Origin of the sequence: Alicyclobacillus contaminans DSM 17975 (assembly GCF_000429525.1) — a bacterium.
Taxonomy (GTDB): domain Bacteria; phylum Bacillota; class Bacilli; order Alicyclobacillales; family Alicyclobacillaceae; genus Alicyclobacillus_A; species Alicyclobacillus_A contaminans.
Map to the genome: position 1 here is coordinate 17,593 of NZ_AUCA01000023.1, position 17,192 is coordinate 34,784.

The following is a 17,192-nucleotide window of genomic DNA, read 5'->3' on the forward strand; positions in this document are numbered from 1 at the left end:
GCTCCACCGTCAAAAGCATGTCAGGCGAAACGCACACGGCCGCAATCCTCGCCGGCCGATGAACACACGGGAGGCGCGTGAACATGGGAAGAGTCACGCTTTGGATAGGCACCGTCCTCGTCGGGACGGCGTTGCTCGCCGGCTGCGGGTCTGCGAAACCCGCTGCGGACAATCCAACGGGCGTGGGGGTGGCGGGCAACGACACCGGAACCGCCCCGGCCAATTCGCCGGCCGCCAACACCCCCTCGGCCAACGATGGCAGCGGCAGCGCACCGCCGGCCGCGAACACGGGCGAATTGGGTCAGACTTCCACACCGGGCAACAGCACAGAGCCCGGTCCCACTACCGCCGCGCAGTCGCTGGTCCGGGAGTCCATGCAGTTGGCGCAGCGCGGCGAAGTGATTGACGTGCCGTTCGCGGTCACACAGGACATGGGGACGGTGGAAGCCGCCTGGGGCAAGGCCACCAGCCAGAGCAGCGCAGGCGCCGGGCAGTACGCGAGCTACGGCAGGCATGCCGTCGCCTTCGGGTTCAACAAGGGCGAGCAGATTTTCGACGTCCGCTCTTACAGCAGCAAACTGCAGGCCATCACCAAATCGGACGTCCAGTCGGTGCTCGGCCAGCCCGGAGAGACGCGCGAGACGTCCGATTCGGTCATCTACATGTATCCCGCCGGGGCGGACTACCAACTGCTGTGGGTCTTCCCGAAGACGGGCAGCACCAACCACGTCGACCACGTGTCGGTGTTCTGGCCGCAGGGCACCATCAACACCATGGCGCTCAATTTTCCGGCCCCGTCGGTGGTGGTGGACAGCGCGCCGGGCAGCGTCGGCCGGCTGTTCACCTTCTCCATCCAAAATCCGCCGAAGGGGTATTGGCTCGTGGAACTGGAGTGGATCCCGACCCACAACGGTCAACCGCTGGTGAACACTGTCTCGCAGGCGCTCCAAAACGGGCAGCGCGGCGGCGGGGTAACCGGCTTCTCCATCAGCGGCGACGGGCAGACGTCCAGCTTCGTCTATGCGCCCACGGACGCGGGGGTCTCCGGCCAGGTTCGCCTCATCTTTCAGAACACGGCCGGGTCCGCAGTGATAGGCACCAGCCCAACGGTGACGCTCAGGTAACCGCAGGAGAACGTCAGGTCCCGCACCGTCCCAGCTTTATGCTGTGGTCGCCGAGCGTGTAGAGGTAGGTCTTCAAATCGTGAAAGCACCCAAGGCAGCGTTTCGTGTGCGGGACCTCCAAGGAATTGATCTCGTAGACGGACGTGGTGTGGGAGTAGCCGAGAAAGTGTCCCGGCAGCCGGGGAATGACGTCCGGCACGTTGACAATGCGCCAACTGTCCGGCACCCGGGTGTCCACCGCATGGGCGAATGCCGCATCTCCCACCATGGGCGATCCGAACGTGAGCAGACGGGCCGGGATGCCGCGCTGCGCGAGCACCAGCGCGTGCAGGGTCGCCAGTGCTCCGCCGAGGCTGTGGCCGGTGACGACAAACCTTGCTTCGTCCGGCAGCGCGGCCAGGTATTCCGGCAGCGTGCGGACGGCCCCGGTCTCGGGCTCAACAAACCAGAATGAATCGTAGAACCGCGTGAAGCCGAATTCCGTCTTGCCGCTCCCGGGGGCGAGCGGGAATTCGGTCAGCGCAAATTCGAAGTCGTCGATGAAGTCGAGCAGGCTTTCACTGCCGTGCAGGACCACGGCGTACTGCGCTGCGTCCAGCTGGGATTGCAGCACCACGCCGATGAATTCCCTGCGCGTCAACCCAGGCAGCCCCGCGGCGGAGGTGATGTTGCAGACGACGCGCCAGTCCGCCGGGAACGTTGCGGGCGGCGGGTTGGTCACGCCCGGGGTGTACATGGATTCCACCGTCTGGATGAAACGGCCCCAATGCCTCGCCCAATCCACGTCCAAATGCTGAGGCATGCGCATTCCCTCCTCGTGTGAGCCGCAGGATCAGTCCCTCGCTTCCATAGATATGCCACTTTCATGGTGACATTGGAATATTTCCAAAACAACACAGACTCAGAACAGAGTACAAGTATAAAACATTGGGAACGTGGCGAGACTTCCTAGTGAGGTGAGCGCTACATGGATGAAAACAAGCATCCACAACATTCCCAAGCAAACCAAGAGATTGAACAGGGCAGCCAGACACCGCGCAAGGTGAAGTTGCCCGGAAATCGCAAGATTTTTGCAAAGCGCTGGGTGTATCCCGCGATTTACCTCGGAGCAGCCGCACTCATCATCGGACTTATGTACATCAAGAGCCAGTCCGGCGGCAGTGCGCCTGCAACGAGCACCGACGTGGAGAATCCGGGCGCAACCACGGCATCGACCGCCAACGAATTCATCTGGCCGGCGGCGGAAGGTACGCAGACCAAAATCACCATGGGCTTCTTCAGCGACAAGGCGAGCCAAAAAGACCAGGCGGCTGCGCTGGTGTTCTTCGACAACACGTACTACCCGCACGCGGGCTACGACATCCAGGCGACCAACAAGCAGCCGTTCACCGTCGTCTCGGCCACCAACGGCAAGGTCACGTCGGTGGAGCCAGATCCGGTCAACGGGCTGACCGTGGAAGTGACCACCAGCGATGGCTACGTGGTGCACTACGCGTCGCTTGGCAGCGTAAAGGTCAAGGTCGGCGACGCCGTGTCGCAGGGACAGCCCATCGGGACGAGTGGCACCTGTGCCTACGAAAAATCCCAGGGCAACCACGTCTACTTCGAGGTCGACAAGAACGGATCCGCAGTCGATCCCGGTTCGTTATTGCCCAAGGCCTGAGGATTTCCCGAAAACTTGATACACCTGCAGGTTTGGCCGTCTCTATGGAGACGGCCGCTTTCTTTTATTTCCCGACAAGAAAACGAGAGAAATCGGAAGAAAATCGAATGAAACAAGCGGTGATGGGCCGTAATGGGATAAACCAAGTCATACGGTGTACACCCCCTCATATACTGTATCAGACCATCTGAGCAGAACTGGGGAGGCGAGGGGAGTGCATGATTATATCAAGGAGCGTACGCTGAAAATCGGTGAGTACATCGTGGAGACCCGCAACACGGTGCGCACAATTGCCCGCGAGTTCGGCGTCTCAAAAAGCACGGTGCACAAAGATTTGACAGAGCGCCTGCCGGAAATCAACCCTGACCTGGCAAACCGGGTGAAGGAGATTCTGGAGTACCACAAGTCCATTCGCCATCTCCGCGGGGGCGAGGCGACGAAGCTGAAATACAACAAAGAGACGACGGATGTCGAAGAACCGGTGGAGACGTCGAAAAATTTCAGCGGGCGAAAAGGAGTTTCCAGCGGGTTGTAGAAACTTTACCTATTGTATACGAGAAACCGATTCACGCGTACGGTCTTGGGCGCTGGCTGTAGCGCGAATTCGGAGAATGGGCGGATGAGACGGAACGTGGTGCCAGCGATTCGGACAGACGGAGGGGCCGCTGTGTAGCGGGACGCCGGTCGGTCCTTGCGAGATGGTCAGCTTGAAACGTCACCGTGGCAACAGATACGCTCAGATGCACGCTCAGTTGGGGAGGACTCGCCGCAAATGTTTTCAAAGGAAATTGGAATTGACTTGGGGACCGCAAACGTCTTGGTTCATGTCAAAGGCCAGGGCGTTGTGCTGAATGAACCTTCCGTGGTGGCCATTGACCAGATCACCCGTCAGGTGGTGGCGGTCGGTGAGGAAGCCCGGAAGATGCTCGGGCGGACGCCGGGGAACATCGTCGCGATTCGACCGCTGCGCGATGGTGTGATTGCCGATTTCGAAGTGACAGAAATCATGCTTCGCCACTTTATCCGAAAAACCATCGGTAAGAGTGTCATGTTTCGGCCGCGTCTGATGATCTGCGTGCCGGCGGGAATCACGTCGGTGGAGCAGAAGGCGGTGCGGGAAGCAGCGGAAGCGTGCGGAGTCAAGCACGTTGATCTGATAGAGGAACCCAAAGCGGCCGCGATTGGGGCGGGACTGAACATCTTTGAACCGAGCGGCAGCATGGTGGTGGATATTGGAGGAGGTACCACAGACATCGCCGTCCTGTCGCTCGGCGATGTCGTGACCTCCAATTCCCTTCGCATCGCGGGGGACAAGCTGGACGACGCGATTGTGAAGTACATCAAACGCCAGCACAACCTGCTGATTGGGGAACGGACAGCGGAAGAGCTGAAGAAGGAGCTGGCGACGGTGTATCCGGGAAGCCGGATGGGCCAGCAGCAGGACGTGCGCGGGCGCGACATGGTGTCGGGACTCCCGAAGACGGTGACGGTCCGAGCGGAGGAGATGCAGGAAGCGCTGCAGGAGCCGATTGAGGCCATCATCGCGGCGACGAAGCAGGTGCTCGAAAAAACGCCGCCGGAACTCGCGGCTGACATCTTTGACAAGGGCGTCATCCTGACGGGCGGCGGTGCGCTGGTGGACGGATTGGACAAGCTGATGCAGGAAGAGCTGCAGATTCCGGTGCATGTGGCGGAAGACCCGATGAAGTGCGTGGTCATCGGAACGGGCATGGTGTTGGACAACCCGTCCTGGCGCAGAGCCGGACGCGGAGCGACAAAACGCAGGAAGGCGTGGTGAGTAGACATGCTGCGAGGGTTGACAGCGGCAGCGTCCGGGATGTTGGCGGATGAGCGGCTGCAGCAGGCGTTGGCGAACAACCTCGCCAACTCGGAGACACCGGGCTTCAAAGCCACGTCCGGCGCATTGATGTCGTTTCCGGAACAATTGGAGCAGCTGTTGAACTACGGGCAGAACGGCGGTGGACAAGCCATCGGGAAACTGGGCACAGGCGTGGCGTTTCAGGAAGGCGTGCCGCTGTTCAGCGAAGGACAGCTTCAGCAGACCAACCGCAACCTCGATGTGGCGGTGGTGGACACGACGCCGGTGGGCACGTACGCGGCGGTGGCCGGCGCCAACGGACTGGTGTCGCAAACGGGAACCATCGGTGTGGGTGCGCAGGGACGGTTGTCGGTGAACGGTCAGCCGCTGGCGGTGATTGGCCCGGATGGACAAGCTGTGCAGGGTGTGTACGCGGTCCGCAATCCGGCGTATCAGGGAACGAGCCTCTATGCGGCGGACGGCAAGCCGGACTGGGACGCGGCGGGCAATCCGAGTTACGTGTTCGAGAATGCGGCGGGTCAGGTGCTGGGTGCGCCCGGACAGCCGGGATTTGAGAACTGGGGCGTGCGCATTGGCACGCAGGACGATATGGGGTTGCACAGCTTCTTCCCGGTGGCCTACCAGTCACCGGAAGGCAACAATGGCATCGCCGTCACGCGGGACGGGCACTTTGACGTGACCGCCAACAACATTCTGGTGGACGCGAGCGGCAATGCGGTGCTGCCGGTAAACGCGCAGGGTCAGCCGTTGGTGAACGCACGCATCCAGATCAATCCCCAGTATCAGGGCACTGACCTGTTCGGCCCAAACGGGGGGCCGGTGACGGACAAGAACGGCCAGGCTTCCTACCGGATTGTGGACGTAAACGGAAATCCGCTGCCGGTGCAGGGGCGGCTTGGCACGGTGGACGTGGATGTAACGCAGCTCTCTCCGCTCGGGCAGACGGAGTTCATGGTCGGCAACACACTGGCGCCGGCATCGGTGCTGGCGCAGCTGCGCCCGGGGACCGGCACGCTCAAGCCGGGGGAGGAGGAACTGAGCAACGTGGACGTGACCTCCACCATGGTGAATATGATGGCCGTCATCAACAGCTATGAGGCGAATCAGCGCGTGCTGCAGACGTATGACACCGAATTGGACAAGGCCGTCTCGGACGTCGGCAAGGTGAACGCGTAAAGAACCGGAATTCCATCTGAGAAGGCGGTGTGAAGATGCAATCGTTGTGGACAGGGCTGTCCGCACTGCAGGCGAGTCAGCAATGGTTAAATCGCGTGGGGGACAATCTGGCCAACGAGGACACGGTCGGATATTCGGCGGACGAAGGGAGCTTCGCGGATACGTTCACGGCGCTCCTGAACCAGAGTGCGCCGGTGAACGCGGCGGCGGGCCGCATGACGCCGCCCAACTGGCGCGGCGGCACCGGGGTGATGGCGGTCAGCGAGGAAAAGGACTTCTCGCAGCTGCCGTTGCAGCGCACGGATAACCCGATGGACTTGGCCATCCAGGGGGACGGTTTCTTTGCGGTGCAGGGCGCGAACGGACAACTGCTCCTCACGAAGGCCGGCGACTTCACCTGGAGCGAGACGGCCAACGGCCAATTTGAACTGGCGACGCAGGCCGGGCAGCCGGTGCTGGATACGGCGGGGCGGCCCATCACATACAGCGGGACCAGTCAGCCCACGCTCGGCGTGGGGCCGAACGGGGATGTCACCATCAACGGCCGGAGCACGGGGCAGCGGCTGGCTCTGGTGACGGTGCCGCTGCCGGGGCAGCATCTGACGCCGGTGGACGGCAACGCGTACGTGGTGAACCCGGGCGTGGCGGTGACCGTGGCCAACCGTGGCAACACCAACACGGGCGGCCAGATTGAGCAGGGAATGCTCGCGATGAGCAACGTCGATTTGACGCAGCAGATGACCGACATGATTGCGGCCCAGCGGATGTTTGATTTGAACGCGGAGTCGGTGCAGATGACCAACCGCATGATGGGCGACGCGAACCAGATTCGCAGATAAACACGGCGGCCCGGTGGTCCGCCGAAGGCTTGATAGAATTGCAAATAGAAGTGGTTGGTGGGTTTGTCGCAGAACAACGACTGTGGATGGCGGTGGCAAACCCACCACGCTTTTCTGAAGGTCCCTTTTGGCACCTGGCGGTTTGGCGTGCTTTGCGCACTTGGGCAAACATCTTCAAGAAATTGGATTGGTTGCTGGAAACAAGCCGTAGATTTATAATGGGCGGTGTGCTAAGGGGGTACTATCTTGAATCTCCCAAATACCATTACACTATTTCGGTTTGTTCTTATCCCCGTTTATCTTTGGGCGTTTTATGGAACCGAAAGCGAGCACAAGGTCGGCGCGCTGTTCGTGCTGCTGGTGGCCGGCTTTACCGATATTCTGGACGGTTGGCTGGCAAGGCGCAACGGGCAGGAGACGCAGATGGGTCAACTGTTGGATCCGCTGGCTGACAAACTGATGCTCCTGTCGGTGTTGTTTTCCCTGCTGCAGTCCGGGCGCGTGCCGTGGCTGGTGGCGGGATTGCTGTTGTTCCGGGATGCGGCGATGATTGTCGGATCCGCGTTCTTTTATATCCAGGGCAAACGGGCGGTCCCCAAGGCGAACCGCTGGGGGAAAACCACCACGGTGGTGTATTATGTAACTATCTGCGCCGTGATGCTGCAGTGGCCGAGCAGCGACGCGGCCGAGGAGCTATTGTGGGTCACGGTGGTGCTGTCGTATATCACCACACTTCTGTACGTCGCCAGCATGCGGCTGATTGACGTGCGTCGACGTGTCCTGTAGCAACGGTCATCTTGCGCGTTCCCACGGCGTAAGCTTGTACGGGGGACGTGAGTACACCCGGTGCGGATCCGGCTGTGGCCGACAGACGGGATGGGCCGCCATCGGTCCTGCCGCAGCCGGTCCAACACCTATGCCAACCGGCGTCGAGAGCCGCTGCCGGGACTGACCTTATTATCTGCCGTGCCGGTGACGGTATGTCGGCAATCATTGGCGCAGCCGGAAAGGGCCGACCTCATCCGCTGCGGGATACATAAGGAGTGTGTACCTATGAGCGAATGGAAGCTGCCCATGTACCCGGAACAGATTCAGCAGTTGCTGGCGCACCGCTATCCGTTTCTGCTGATTGACCGGGTGACGGCTCTGGAGCCGGGGAAGTACGTGGAAGGATACAAGCTGGTGACCGCCAACGAACCGCAGTTCACCGGCCATTTCCCGAACTACATGGTGATGCCGGGCGTCCTGATGGTGGAAGCGATGGCGCAGCTCGGTGGCATTGCCGTGTTATCTTTACCCGAGATGCGGGGCAAACTACCCATGTTCGCAGGGATGGACGGCGTGCGTTTCCGCGGCCAGGTGCGGCCTGGGGATAAATTGGAGATGGCCATCACGATTGACCGGCTGCGCGGCACCATGGGCAAAGGCCACGGCGAAGCGAAGGTGGACGGGCAATTGGTGGTGGAAGCCAGCATCCTGTTTGCCATTACGGACGCGCCGACGGCGTGAATCGCTCCGCCAACACATAGGGACGGAATCCATGGGAGTTCCGGTGGCTCTTGTGCACGCATCTCCTGAGGGCGAGCCCCGCGATGTCAGAGTTCGCGCACGCGGGGCTCGGCGCGCCGCCCCATCAAAGGGCGGCCGCACTCAGGAGCGACCTCTCCTTTCCAATGCGACGATGGCGAGCACCAACCCGGTGAAATTCACGGCAAAGGTCAGCGCTTCGTACGTCGTCAACCGGCCTCACCCCCTTTCTTTCTCCGGGGAACGTTTCTCAAAAAGTCACTTGTACGAAGAACACAACTTCAATCAAAGTGGCGCAATTTCTTGAGCGCACGCTTTCGCCACGTTTTCACCGTTTCGGTTCCCACGCCGCACTGGACGGCCAGTTCATCGCAGGGAACGCCGTCCAGCAATGCTTGTATGGCCAGGCGCTCGCGCGGACTGAGCGGTGCGGCATCCAGCCAGAGCCGGTGAAACATGGCGTTCTCGGCACCCTCCGCCTGCGGACAACCGCCGACGAGAGTGCCCCATAAATCAAAGGCTCCATCCTCACCGGGAGCGACGGGCGCGTCCGCAGATACGGTGCGACTGCGGTACCGCCAATGGCGGCGCATGGCGGTGCGGACCGCGCCATGCACCTTCTTGCGGATGAAACCGGCGAACGGGACGCCGGTGCTGGCGTCGTACTGGCGCAGGGCGTGGAGGAACGCGGCGTACGCCTCCTGCAGCGCGTCCTCCCCGGATTCGGTGACGTAGCGTCGGGCGATTTTGCAGAGCAGCGGCCGGAACCGATGAAGCAGCGTTTCCATGGCCACAGGGTCGCCGGCCTGGGCGGCGCGGACACAATGGTCCAGATCATATGCATCCATGGCGGCTGACGTTGGCATGGGTCGGATCATCTCCTGAACAGGAGGCCGGCCTCCGACCTATTGCGCGCACCCAGAACGTAGCGCACGACGTGCTGCGACGGAAAACGAAAACTTTCGCACAAGTCTTCAAATTCTAGACATTCTATTGATGAGACAAGTCCACAACCGTATAATAATAGTTGCGTGAATTGACTTAATAAGGAATCATTGGGGGGAGTGACCAAAATTGTGATGAATCGCACATTTTCCGAAATCCCGGTGTACCTGAGCCGCAAGTCCATACCCCCGGCCTGCGAGTGGGCGCCACACGTGGTTGGGCTGCTGCCCACGTACGTGACCGGGTATGGCGGGAACGCCACGTGGATGTACATGCAGGACGGTCGCCAATTCATCGCGGGGATGCACACCAACCGGGCGTTCCGGCAAGTGGCGGGGTACTACGGGATTGATCTGGCGAGCATGCGGGCGCACTACGCGCAGGCGACCCAGCGCTCGCAGTGGGTTCCTCTGGTGCTGCGCGCGCGCCAGTTGGTCCTGTTCGCGTTCAAGGCGCGGATTCCGGCACTGAAAGGGGACGTGGCGACGGGCTACATCGCCACCACGGCGGTGGACCGGTACGTGGCGGACGTTCGCCCTGGTGACCAGCGCTGTGGGGAGTGGACGCGCATCACCCTCGCGTCCGGGCACGAGATTGTGGCGCCCACGCCGCTGCGGCGCTTTCAGGATCACCTGCACACCGCGGCGTATTTCTACATGTATCTGCAACTTCGCAAACTAATTTAACTCTCAGGCTGGTCCGCCGCATGCGGCCATACGTTTAACACGAACCCTCCGTCTGGTCGAATGCCCACGAACTCCGCTTCCGATGTGACACACTCTGCTTGGCCATTCGACCAGTCGGCCACCGACTGCAAAAACTCCGGCACGTCCTCTTCCGGCAACCGCACCTGAAACGACACATCCTCGGCGTAGACGGGGTCCAGCATGGCCAGGTTTCGCTGCGCCAGCTCATACTCAAACTTCCCGTAGTGGCTGTAGTCCAGCCGCACGGAGACCAGCACCATCCGCCGACACGTGAGCAGCGGGGTGTGATTGAGCACTTCCACCGTCGCGTCGGTGTACGCGTGGACGAGGCCGTTGGCGCCGAGCAGCGTTCCGCCGAAGTAGCGTGTCACCACCACCAGGGCGTTATGGATGGGACGACGCCGCAACACTTCGAGGATGGGGCGTCCCGCTGTGCCGCTCGGCTCGCCGTCGTCGGAGAAGCGCTCCACCGGCACGCCGAGCCCCACCCGGTACGCGTAGCAGTTGTGGGTGGCGGTCTTGTGTTCCAGGCGAATGGCATTGAGCGCCGCCTCCGCCTCCTCCACCGAGGTCACCGGCACCAGGTGGCCGATGAAGCGGGATTTTTTGATCACAATCTCATATTGGTTCGCCGTCTCCGGCGTGACGAACTCGGTTACCCGCGGCATGAATACCAGCCTCCTTCCACAGAGGTGAGCTTGGTGGCATCCTCCGACAATGCACCGTACGACAAAATCACGCGAACCTCAGTATACACCGCGCAGGGCGAACGGAGAAATTGAAGAAATATTTGTGGTGATGTAACATATCCGGACTCGGCTCCGTCTATCTATAGGGTGGATAGCGTGGTTGTCCCATCTGTGGGCTTTTCACATCACCTGCATGCCAAAGTCACTCAACTGGATGGGAATCGCTGGGGCTGGCATCCACACAGGAATGATTTAGGGCTTGCGTACAGGCCCATCCTATTGCAGAATGTTCTTGCGCAAGCCGCACTGGAGCTTTTGGCAGGCGCAACTGATGAAAATCTTTACTCTGCCAAGGGTTTTCAGTATAATACGCTCATGTGATAGACTTGGTTGCCGTTTCTCCAGACCATACATAATGAAATGCGGCAGAGACAGGTACCAGACAAAAATGCAAAATTCCGCGAAACAAAAAGGAGATTTGCGATTTGTGTCGTAATCTCTCAAATGAACGTCAGAAATGACGGGGCTTTTCATGGGTTTACAACCGCCATTTGGCGTGAGATCAGCGCACTGAAGGGAGGGATGCCGTCCTGCGGTCGGCACCTCGGAAGGCGCTTGGCGTGCCGTGACGGAAACGCGTCGGACGGAGCGCAAGCGTGGAAGTCGCAGGCATTGCGAAGATGGCTCCGAGAGGGTTGAACGCGGGGGCGTAGACGAGAAACAGAGAAAGGTGACTCGTCACCAATCCTTTTCAGTAAAGCATTCAAGTAGTTCATTTGGTTATTCAAGGAGGAGAAACAGACTTGAAACGTACGCTTACAGGCATCGCTGCGGCGTCGATGGTACTTGGTGCCTTCGCGCCTGCAGCATTCGCAGCTACGTCAACCAGCTACAAAGTTGCTGGACAACTGCCTATCATTGTGAACGGCAGTGTTCTGTCTAATCCGTACGAGCTGACGGCTCAGGATTCCGGCAACACCACCGGTTTCTTCCCGGTTTACTACTTCAACCAAGCGCTGAACAAGATTGGCTTCACGGCTACTTGGAACGGCACGACTCGCACGTGGGCTATTAACGCGCCGGGTGTCGATGCTTCCAAGATTTCCATCCCTGGCGGTGTTGGCACGGGTAACACCACCATCACCGTGAACGGAACTGTTGTGAAGAAGATCAACACCTTTGCTGCGAAGGATCCGGCCGGCGGTAAGAATGCGCAAGCGACCACTTACTTCCCGGCTTACTACATCGACGAAGTGTTCAACCAGCTGGGTGCAACGGTTTCCTTTGACGGGACCAAAGGTTTGACCATCACGGGTGGAACGTCCACGTCGACTGGTGCAGGATCCATTTCTGCGCCGAGTTTCACCGGTCAAAAGGTTGGTACAGGTGCGCAGGCTACTCCGGCAATCTCCTTCGGTGATCCTGTCACGGTTTCCGCGACCTTGACGGATCCGAATGGCAACCCGCTGGTCGGTGTCAATGCGCTGCTTGACGTGGTGTACTATGGCGGCGGTGCTCCGACGGTGAAGGACGCCAATGGCAACATCTTGTCTGCCACCAACGTGACCACCAGCGACGGCGCTGCATTCCAGTATAAGGTTCCGACGAACTCTGCTGGTGTGGCTTCCGCTCAAATTAGCGTTGGTGCAAACTTGAGCGCCAGCTACATGATTCGTTTTGAAGCGCCTTATAACATTGCGGGCACGACGAGCACGCTGAAGTCCTCCAAGGGCTATCTTTCCTTCGTTCCCGCGAACAAGCTGGGCATCACGCCGTTGGCTACCTCTACCAATCCGTTTGAAGCGACTGTGTCGAGCGGTTCCGACAGCACGGCTGGCGTTGTGCCTGTAACGGTCGTCATTCCGCCGAACAGCGCAACCGCGCAAGCTGGTGTGCCTGTTACGTTCCATTTTGTGAATGCTGGTCCGGCGTTCTTCTCCAGTGCAAACGGCGGTTCGATTGGAACCAATGACCAGACCGTTTACACCGATTCGAATGGTGTTGCTACTGTCTATGTGGATGCTGCATCCCTCGGAGATGCAACCATTGAGGCGAGCGCAACCAACTACAGCAGTGTCCAAACGACCATTCACTGGAGCCAGGCTGGCATCGTGAACAAGTTGGACAACAAGACGGCGAGCGGTTATCAAACCTCACCGTCCACGGATGTCTACAACGCCAACCTGGGTGACAATGTGACATTCCAGGCAACGGCTGAGGACGAAAACGGCAACCCGGTAGCCAATGCGCAACTGTTGATTGCAAACAGTGAATTGAATGGCGACGTGAATCACCCGCTCAATTCTGCGCATGGTGGGTATGTGGACAGCAACGGGAATACGACGGACTTCCCGAATGTTAGCGTGCTGAACCTGTCAGGTAGCACCAACCCGTCCACGCTGGGTGAAGTCGTGACGACGGATGCTTCCGGTAACTTCAGCTTCACTGTGAACGACTACAAGCTCTACAGCGATGGCTACTACGTATACAGCATCCAGGGTGGCGTAGTTCAGGATCTGCTGTGGGCCACTCAGGTTAACTGGCAGTCCGGCACCAACCTCAACTACATTGGTATTGCCGGTGCGGCTGGTGAAATCAAGTACGATAGCAACTCTGTCACTGGCTTGACGGGGCAAGCATCCCTGACCTACACGCCGACCAATGTCACGGTTGTCCGCTTCGCGGGCTTTGTCGGTAAGGAAGCGCCGCTGGGCGACGGACTGAACCAGACCTACACCCTCTCTACCACGGGTGAGCAGGATGCAGCTATCTGGGGCGTCCATGTGGACAGCAAAGCCAGCGGTGTTCCGGCTAGCGACTATGTACAAGATCCGGATGGCGGATATTGGTATCAGCTCAATCCTGGCCAACGGGGTGTCGGCAGTATTACCCTCCGGGTTGCACAGGAATCGAGTGGTTCGAACCTGTTTGACGTCTATGTCAACGGTACGTTGATTGGTACCAACACGCAAACCGGCTGGGACAACACGTCGAACGGCGGCGACGGTGAATACCAGGGCACTGTGAAGTTGGCGATGGCGGACGATGACAACGGAAGTGCAACACTAACCGTTTCGTCCTCCGGCAAGACGGCGACCGCACAGATTAACTTCAATGGTGGCCTGCCGTTTGAAACCGAACAGGTGACGCCGCAAATTGTGCTGACGAACGGTCAGTCTCAAGACCTGTCGTTCACGCTGGAAGATGACAACGGCAACCCGATTGCGAATACGCTTGGCGCCATCCAGTTCGCGGATTCTCCGGATCTGTGGGTAACGAAGATTAATGGGGTTGCGCTGACGATGAACCAGTCTGGTGGTAGCCTCGGCACCGGTTCTGCGGCAGAACCGACTCCGATTCCGCTGTGGGATACCACGAATGCAAGCGAACAACCGCTTACGAACGGCAAGCTGGGTTACAACAGCGTCAACGTCGCAGGCGTTGGTTCCTGGTCGCCAAACGGCAGCACGAATACGGTCTACGCGTACTCTGATTCGAACGGTAAGATTACGCTCACCCTGCAAGATGGTGCAGTCTCCTACTGGAGTAACGATGCAATTGCCGGCGGTGGCAGCGTCGTCTCTGCGCCGAATGCAACGGGCAGCGTAATCACTGAAAAGATGTGGTCGCCAGTCGGCAACGAGACCAACATCGAAGCGGATTCGAGTGCACCGAAGGCGCAGCTGGTTATCCGTCAAGCGAACCCAGGTTCCGGTGCTGCTGCATGGACTCAGGTGGGTGTCATCACGTTCGTCGGTCCGTAAGGCAACAATAGCTCACTTGATGGCTCCGCTCAGCCGAGTTGCATCATAGTTCCGAACCCGTCGAACCTGTCGGTGGACCGCCGACTCTGTGACTGTGTCGTTTGATCAGGACAGTCAACTGGGGCGGCGGAGGATGTCACCTCTGACTGGGCGGCAAACGGCACGACGTCGACGGTTCGGAGCGGTCTGGCGGCAAACACCTATCAGGTGGTGCTGGTTTACGGAGTAAATGGTCAGTTCTATACCAGCAATTCGGTGACGTACACTCAGAACTGAGCTTTTGCTCAGAGCCGAGCCAGGGAACATGGATTGCTGAGAAAATCGAATGGGAAGTCCGGAGGTCGGCGAGCTATCTGCCGGCGAGTCGGACTTCCCTTTTTTGGTGCACAAGTGACTTACCATATTATGAGGCGTTTCTCTTAATGAAACGCGGCTCAGCGGCCTACCTCGTTTCTACGGGCTCTGTAGGGTACGGAGGTACAGAAGACAAGGGTCTACTGCCAACGACCCCCTGAGCACTGACTGGGATAGCCAGGTGCAGTCTGTACAATCGTCCAATCCGGCTGTTGCTATAAGCAGATATTAAATTCCTGGATACTGATATACACAATGTTCCGGATACAGTGAGCCTGATGTGGAACATACGACGTAATGCCGACTTGTCGACAATGAGGGAAGAAAAGGCGATACCGGTCGGTGTGTTAGATTTGGTTGGGCAATACTACCGTGAGATGAAGGAAGCAGGTGTATAGCGCATAATAAAAGTGCAGAACACCGCAACGTAAAAATGCAGACTCGGTGCGGTGCCTGCGGATAGTGAATAGGCACTTGCAACACCACTCTTCCAACTCTACCCTAGGGTTTGGCGAAGAACACCTGGGGAGATGAGAGAGGATGTTGAAAGTGCCACAGCAGCAGTATATCAAGTTTCTCTACGAGAATGGGGACTGTTCGATTTCCGAAATTGCCAAGTCTCTGGGAATCAACTGGCGTACCGCCAAGAAGTACGCCATCAAGGACGACTGGAATGAGCCCTTGAGGAAGCGCCGGAAACGGTACCCCATTCTCGGTCCGTACCCTGACATCATCGATACATGGCTGACGGAGGAGCAGTCGCTGCCCCGCAAGCAGCGACAGCCAAGCGAATCTTTGACCGGCTGTGTGAGGAGCACGGGTTCGAGGGCAGCCGTCGGACCGTCCAGCGGTACGTGGCCCAGCGTCGCAAGGAGCTCAAACTCGAGCGTGCCGAATTCTACGAGCGGCTGGAGCACCCGGGTGGCGAGGCACAGGTGGACTTTGGGACGGCCTACGTGGGATAAGCTGGGCAGTTTGTGGAGCGGAAAGTGCTGGTGATGTCGTTTCCGTTCAGCAATGCCGCCTTCGCCTTCCCGGTCCGTGCGGAGAACACGGAGTGCTTCCTGGAGGCGATGAAACGCATATTCCAGCGGATAGGAGGTGTGCCGAGAAAGATCTGGTTCGACAATCTGTCGGCGGCGGTCGTCTCGATTGACAGGGATGGGGGACGAACGTTTACCGACCAGTTCCTGCGGTTCGCGGTCCACTACCGGTTCCAGCCGGAGTTCTGCAACCCATACAGCGGCCATGAGAAGGGGCATGTGGAGAATAAGGTGGGATACAGCCGTCGCAATTGGCTCGTGCCTCCTCCCGTGTGCGATACCGACACCGAGCTGGGCGTATCTGGCCCGTAAATCAGGGGCCGATATGGAACGCCCGCATTACGCCAAGAACGAGCGTATCGCCGACCTGTGGGAAAAGGAGCGTCCAAAACTGCTCGCGTTACCGGCCACGCCGTTCGAGGTGTTCCGCCTGGAGGCTGCACGTCTGAACAAGTACCGGGAATTGCGGTTTGAGAAAGCCACCTACCCAATGCCGCAGTGCCGGGCGCTAGAGGCGGTGCTGCTGAAAGTGAAATGGGACGAAATCGAGGTCTTGTCGAGCGACGGGGAATACCGGGTCTTGGGGACGCTTCCACGGCCTTATGCGGACAAGCCCATTACGATTGAGTGGACCGCCGTGTTCGACGGATACCGGAGGAAACCGCGGTCAGTGATGTACTCGGACCTGGCGAGATACATGCCTCCTTCAGTACGCGCCTTCATACAGGTGGAGGATGTCGAGATGAGAAAGGCCCGTATCGCCCTCGTTCGTCGCCTGCTGGAGAACCACGAGATGGCCGATATAGGCGCGGCACTCGATACGGTGGCGGGCCATTTCAGCCCGGAAGCTGTCCTCGAGCACACCCTATACACCATGAAACACCCCGAGTTTCGGCCTGAACCGTTGGTGGAGTCGCACACCCCGGTGGAGATTCACGGGCACATGCCCGACTTGCGGCAGTATGACGCCATTCCGGGGGTGAGCAGGTCATGAAACAGGCGTTGGCGGACGCATGCAAGAGTTTGCACCTGGGGTATGTGATGCCAGGCTGCCCCCCGCACTGGTGGACCGCCTCGTGCACCATGCACACGTGCCGGCCTTCACCGGCGAGAGTTACCGTCTGCAGCATGCGTTATCTGAAGTGAAGTCGTCGTAATCTTCAGAGCTGCAGTGCCTATGCACAAATCCGTGTCGTTTCTCTGCACTTTTTGCTTGCGAAAAACAGATTGCGAACGAATCTGGAAGTGTAGCAGGAGATTTGGATAGAGAACGTGGAGTCGATTGATTTGGACAACGGAGTACAGGTGATTCGGATTGGGAGGATGCTGGACAATCCCCGCCAACATTTCCTTACTCCACCAACAACTATTGCCAATCTGTCGTTGGAAACGTGACCGGTTTCACGCTATGATTTTTCCCAAACGTATTGTAATCTAAACGGTATGATATGAAGGAGCATGATTGATAATCATCAAACGACTCTGCCCTCACGATTCATGGAGCAGATGTCAGGTGATTCG

General features: G+C 59.0%; 16 protein-coding genes and 1 pseudogene. 14 read left to right on the forward strand and 3 right to left on the reverse strand.

The genetic code is table 11. From position 1 onward, the window contains the following. Positions 1-83 precede the first annotated feature (83 nt). Complete coding sequence (locus G463_RS21745; RefSeq protein ID WP_051322168.1) at positions 84-1,124, forward strand: DUF4309 domain-containing protein; 1,041 nt, start codon at positions 84-86, stop codon at positions 1,122-1,124. Between the two features lie 13 nt (positions 1,125-1,137). On the opposite strand, the gene G463_RS0109850 is transcribed toward G463_RS21745, so the two are convergent. Beyond that, positions 1,138-1,926, reverse strand: coding sequence for a lipase family protein (locus G463_RS0109850; protein ID WP_051322169.1), 789 nt, complete (start codon positions 1,924-1,926; stop codon positions 1,138-1,140). Between the two features lie 165 nt (positions 1,927-2,091). Between G463_RS0109850 and G463_RS0109855 the strand changes: the two genes are divergently transcribed. From G463_RS0109855 to fabZ, 7 genes are all read left to right on the forward strand, one after another. Then, entirely contained in the window at positions 2,092-2,787 is a 696-nt protein-coding gene (locus tag G463_RS0109855; RefSeq protein WP_026975029.1) for a M23 family metallopeptidase, read from the forward strand. Positions 2,788-3,001: 214 nt separating this feature from the next. Further along, a complete protein-coding gene (gene spoIIID / locus G463_RS0109860) occupies positions 3,002-3,322 on the forward strand; it encodes a sporulation transcriptional regulator SpoIIID (RefSeq protein ID WP_026975030.1) in 321 nt (106 codons plus the stop codon). Between the two features lie 237 nt (positions 3,323-3,559). Continuing rightward, positions 3,560-4,585 (forward strand): rod shape-determining protein, encoded by a 1,026-nt coding sequence (gene mreB / locus G463_RS0109865; protein ID WP_026975031.1) that lies wholly within the window; start codon positions 3,560-3,562, stop codon positions 4,583-4,585. Positions 4,586-4,591: 6 nt separating this feature from the next. Then, a complete protein-coding gene (locus tag G463_RS0109870; protein ID WP_026975032.1) occupies positions 4,592-5,803 on the forward strand; it encodes a flagellar basal body rod C-terminal domain-containing protein in 1,212 nt (403 codons plus the stop codon). A gap of 35 nt (positions 5,804-5,838) precedes the next feature. After that, positions 5,839-6,642, forward strand: a complete 804-nt coding sequence (locus tag G463_RS0109875; RefSeq protein ID WP_035486682.1) for a flagellar hook-basal body protein — start codon at positions 5,839-5,841, stop codon at positions 6,640-6,642. A gap of 246 nt (positions 6,643-6,888) precedes the next feature. Then, positions 6,889-7,428 carry a CDP-diacylglycerol--glycerol-3-phosphate 3-phosphatidyltransferase gene (pgsA, locus tag G463_RS0109880; RefSeq protein ID WP_026975034.1) on the forward strand — a complete coding sequence of 180 codons (540 nt, stop codon included), beginning with the start codon at positions 6,889-6,891 and terminating at the stop codon, positions 7,426-7,428. Positions 7,429-7,695: 267 nt separating this feature from the next. Further along, entirely contained in the window at positions 7,696-8,151 is a 456-nt protein-coding gene (fabZ, locus tag G463_RS0109885) for a 3-hydroxyacyl-ACP dehydratase FabZ (RefSeq protein WP_026975035.1), read from the forward strand. A 299-nt stretch (positions 8,152-8,450) separates the two neighbouring features. Here fabZ and G463_RS21750 read toward each other — a convergent pair whose 3' ends face one another. Beyond that, positions 8,451-9,035 (reverse strand): RNA polymerase sigma factor, encoded by a 585-nt coding sequence (locus G463_RS21750; RefSeq protein WP_026975036.1) that lies wholly within the window; start codon positions 9,033-9,035, stop codon positions 8,451-8,453. A 213-nt stretch (positions 9,036-9,248) separates the two neighbouring features. On the opposite strand from G463_RS21750, the gene G463_RS0109900 reads away from it, so the two are divergent. Next, the gene (locus G463_RS0109900) at positions 9,249-9,800 is read left to right on the forward strand and encodes a hypothetical protein (RefSeq protein ID WP_156900162.1); all 552 of its coding nucleotides are present in this window, start codon (positions 9,249-9,251) and stop codon (positions 9,798-9,800) included. Here the strand turns inward: G463_RS0109900 and G463_RS19795 are convergent. After that, on the reverse strand, positions 9,797-10,489 hold the full coding sequence (locus tag G463_RS19795) for a YigZ family protein (RefSeq protein ID WP_035486685.1): 693 nt from the start codon (positions 10,487-10,489) through the stop codon (positions 9,797-9,799). The two genes, G463_RS0109900 and G463_RS19795, sit on opposite strands and share 4 nt — an antisense overlap. A gap of 824 nt (positions 10,490-11,313) precedes the next feature. Between G463_RS19795 and G463_RS0109910 the strand changes: the two genes are divergently transcribed. From G463_RS0109910 to G463_RS23570, 5 genes and pseudogenes are all read left to right on the forward strand, one after another. After that, a complete protein-coding gene (locus tag G463_RS0109910; protein WP_026975038.1) occupies positions 11,314-14,274 on the forward strand; it encodes an Ig-like domain-containing protein in 2,961 nt (986 codons plus the stop codon). Between the two features lie 1,094 nt (positions 14,275-15,368). Then, positions 15,369-15,593, forward strand: a complete 225-nt coding sequence (locus G463_RS23555; protein WP_245575808.1) for a hypothetical protein — start codon at positions 15,369-15,371, stop codon at positions 15,591-15,593. A gap of 12 nt (positions 15,594-15,605) precedes the next feature. After that, positions 15,606-15,983, forward strand: a complete 378-nt coding sequence (locus G463_RS23560; RefSeq protein WP_245575809.1) for a hypothetical protein — start codon at positions 15,606-15,608, stop codon at positions 15,981-15,983. Positions 15,984-15,996: 13 nt separating this feature from the next. Then, on the forward strand, positions 15,997-16,665 hold the full coding sequence (locus G463_RS23565) for a hypothetical protein (RefSeq protein WP_051322171.1): 669 nt from the start codon (positions 15,997-15,999) through the stop codon (positions 16,663-16,665). 46 nt (positions 16,666-16,711) lie between these two features. After that, positions 16,712-16,828: pseudogene (locus tag G463_RS23570) on the forward strand (ATP-binding protein); the annotation flags it as partial. Between the last annotated feature and the right edge of the window lie 364 nt (positions 16,829-17,192).

Coding starts and splice junctions, on each gene's coding strand:
- G463_RS21745 (WP_051322168.1), top strand. CDS start 84: ATGGGAAGAGTCACGCTTTGGATAGGCACCGTCCTCGTCGGGACGGCG.
- G463_RS0109850 (WP_051322169.1), bottom strand. CDS start 1,926: ATGCCTCAGCATTTGGACGTGGATTGGGCGAGGCATTGGGGCCGTTTC.
- G463_RS0109855 (WP_026975029.1), top strand. CDS start 2,092: ATGGATGAAAACAAGCATCCACAACATTCCCAAGCAAACCAAGAGATT.
- mreB (WP_026975031.1), top strand. CDS start 3,560: ATGTTTTCAAAGGAAATTGGAATTGACTTGGGGACCGCAAACGTCTTG.
- G463_RS0109870 (WP_026975032.1), top strand. CDS start 4,592: ATGCTGCGAGGGTTGACAGCGGCAGCGTCCGGGATGTTGGCGGATGAG.
- G463_RS0109875 (WP_035486682.1), top strand. CDS start 5,839: ATGCAATCGTTGTGGACAGGGCTGTCCGCACTGCAGGCGAGTCAGCAA.
- fabZ (WP_026975035.1), top strand. CDS start 7,696: ATGAGCGAATGGAAGCTGCCCATGTACCCGGAACAGATTCAGCAGTTG.
- G463_RS21750 (WP_026975036.1), bottom strand. CDS start 9,035: ATGCCAACGTCAGCCGCCATGGATGCATATGATCTGGACCATTGTGTC.
- G463_RS0109900 (WP_156900162.1), top strand. CDS start 9,249: ATGAATCGCACATTTTCCGAAATCCCGGTGTACCTGAGCCGCAAGTCC.
- G463_RS19795 (WP_035486685.1), bottom strand. CDS start 10,489: ATGCCGCGGGTAACCGAGTTCGTCACGCCGGAGACGGCGAACCAATAT.
- G463_RS23555 (WP_245575808.1), top strand. CDS start 15,369: ATGGCTGACGGAGGAGCAGTCGCTGCCCCGCAAGCAGCGACAGCCAAG.
- G463_RS23565 (WP_051322171.1), top strand. CDS start 15,997: ATGGAACGCCCGCATTACGCCAAGAACGAGCGTATCGCCGACCTGTGG.